Annotated in this window: 3 protein-coding genes; 2 read left to right on the top strand and 1 reads right to left on the bottom strand. The window is 43.8% G+C overall.

Annotation, left to right across the window (positions count from 1 at the left end; translation table 11 throughout):
* Together F6K38_RS39575 and iscB are read left to right on the top strand one after the other, a co-directional pair.
* On the top strand, window positions 1-193 hold a 193-nt coding region (locus tag F6K38_RS39575), incomplete at its 5' end, for a DUF433 domain-containing protein (protein WP_287360371.1).
* A 181-nt stretch (window positions 194-374) separates the two neighbouring features.
* Window positions 375-1,652, top strand: a complete 1,278-nt coding sequence (gene iscB / locus F6K38_RS39570) for an RNA-guided endonuclease IscB (RefSeq protein WP_287360370.1) — start codon at window positions 375-377, stop codon at window positions 1,650-1,652.
* A gap of 456 nt (window positions 1,653-2,108) precedes the next feature.
* On the opposite strand, the gene F6K38_RS39565 is transcribed toward iscB, so the two are convergent.
* On the bottom strand, window positions 2,109-2,368 hold a 260-nt coding region (locus tag F6K38_RS39565; RefSeq protein ID WP_287360368.1), incomplete at its 5' end, for a DUF4126 family protein.

Below are 2,368 nucleotides of genomic sequence, written 5' to 3'. Positions count from 1 at the left end.
CTGCATCAGAGGCATGCGCATTACCGTCTACGACATTTTAGAATATCTGGCCGGGGGAATGACAGAAGCAGAAATTCTAGAAGATTTTTCTGAACTAACGTCCGAAGACATCAAAGCCTGTCTTGCTGCAGCAGAGCGTCAGCACCCCGCTCTAAAGAGACGGGGCATCATGCCTCTATCTTTAGGAAGCTGACCAGCCTAAGTCTTAATTGACTACGTTTTTAGAGTCATGACACCTACAAATGCTTTCCAGTTTGTAGCACTGTCGTTAGTTGTTAAACATCTTTACGAGGGGCAAGGAAGTGCAGCTAGCTTAACAAGCTTTAAAAACATTGGCGAGGAAAACATTACACGTAAGTAGAAGAGACACAACAATGTCTGTTAACTTCGTTCTAGTTTTGGATACCAACAAAAAACCGTTAACACCCTGTAAACCTGGAGTAGCCAGAAGCTTATTAAAAGCTGAAAAGGCTGCGGTATTTCGTCGTTATCCATTCACCATTATTTTGAAAAAGGAGGTCATGAGCCAACCTAAACAATGTCAACTTAAGATCGACCCAGGTAGTAAGACAACGGGTTTAGCGTTAATTCTAAATAGTGCCGTTGTTTGGGCAGGCGAATTAACTCATAGGGGTCAACAGATTAAAGATGCCTTGACCAGTCGTCGTCAACTACGTCGAAGTCGTCGTTTCCGTAAAACTCGTTATCGTCTACCCAGGTTTCTTAACCGTACTAGACCTATTGGTTGGCTCGCGCCAAGTCTTAACCACAGAGTTGAAACAACAATGACCTGGGTTAATCGTTTAATTAAGTTTTGCCCTATTAATTCCATCTCTCAAGAATTAGTCAGATTTGATACTCAAAAACTTCAAAATCCCGAAGTTTCAGGAGTTAAATATCAGCAGGGACAACTTTATGGATACGAAATCCGCGAATATCTGTTAGAAAAATGGCATCGAAAATGCGCCTATTGCGGTGCGACTGAGGCCCGACTAGAAATAGAGCATATCAAACCCAAATCCAAAGGCGGTTCTGATCGAGTTTCTAACCTAGCAATTGCCTGTCACGACTGCAACCAAACTAAAGGAAACCAAGATATCGAACAGTTTCTATCTGGTAAGCCCGACTTGCTCAAACGGATTCTAAGACAGGCTAAATCACCACTCAAAGACGCTGCGGCTGTTAACTCGACTCGGAGTAAGTTATACAACGAACTGAAGTTAACCAGACTCCCTGTTGAAACGGGTTCAGGAGGGTTAACCAAATACAATCGTTGTCGGTTAGGACTCCCCAAAACTCATTGGTTAGATGCAGCGTGCGTTGGTACTATTGATAAGTTGATTGTTGAGACCAATCAACCATTAATAATTAAATCAACAGGACATGGTAATAGACAAATGTGTGGGACAAACAAGAATGGTTTCCCTGTCCGTCATCGCTCTAATCAGCAAGTCCATTTTGGATTTAAAACAGGCGACATTGTTAAAGCTAATGTTCCAAAAGGAAAAAAATTAGGTAGCTATGCTGGGCGTGTATTATGTCGTGCAAAAGGCAGTTTTGATATCTCTACTGCTAAGGGAATAGTCTCTGGAATCAATCACAAATATTGTCAATCAATCCACAAAAAAGATGGCTACAATTATTCATTATAAATACTTACAGGCGGATAAATCCGCCCGTGTCGCGGTTCGGACGGGGCTGTCTGCATGGGTCTCCCGCGCAGTACGCCCCGTCCCTGGTCTAAAGACACAGGGCTTCCCCGCTTCCGTCCCTCGCAATAGCCCCACATCCAAGATGGTTCAAATTCTGCGGGATAACTTTGAGATCATTAGTCAGTTTGGTGATAGTGAGGTAGAAAGTATTTTGGTGTTGGCATAACAACAAAGACCTAAAAACGGCTCTCCCAACAGACCCTCACCAACCACGAATAGAGGGGTTCATCTGATTTTTATTCTTTGAGGGAGTGGTGCGTTACGGGGCTGGGTTTTTCAAAACTGGGAACCGAGAAAATCAGGCCGAGCCCGCCCCTAACGCACCCTACGCCACATTTATAAAAGTGAGATGCACCCGAATATAGCCCAGCAATTCTCCCCTAAAAGTTATCGCCTTCAGTCAGGATTCTGGTGATCGGTTTGATCGCTGATACGGGAACGCTTCCCTCTAACATACCAACGATACCAATGCTTAGAACTGCGAATGGCTAGCCACAGTAGCAGTAAAGCGATTAATCCTCCTTGTTCAGGAGCATCAAAAGCTAAGATTATCAAAACTACGCACAGAAAATCCTGAAGAAACACTACCCACAGAGGTAAGCCACGCAAACGGTAGAACCATCCCACTTGAACTAACTGGAGTACAAAGGCTAATA

Source organism: Moorena sp. SIO3B2, from assembly GCF_010692525.1.
In the GTDB taxonomy this organism is placed as follows: Bacteria; Cyanobacteriota; Cyanobacteriia; order Cyanobacteriales; family Coleofasciculaceae; genus Moorena; species Moorena producens.
Note: the sequence above shows the minus strand (reverse complement) of the source record. Positions and strands in the feature narration are given on the sequence as shown.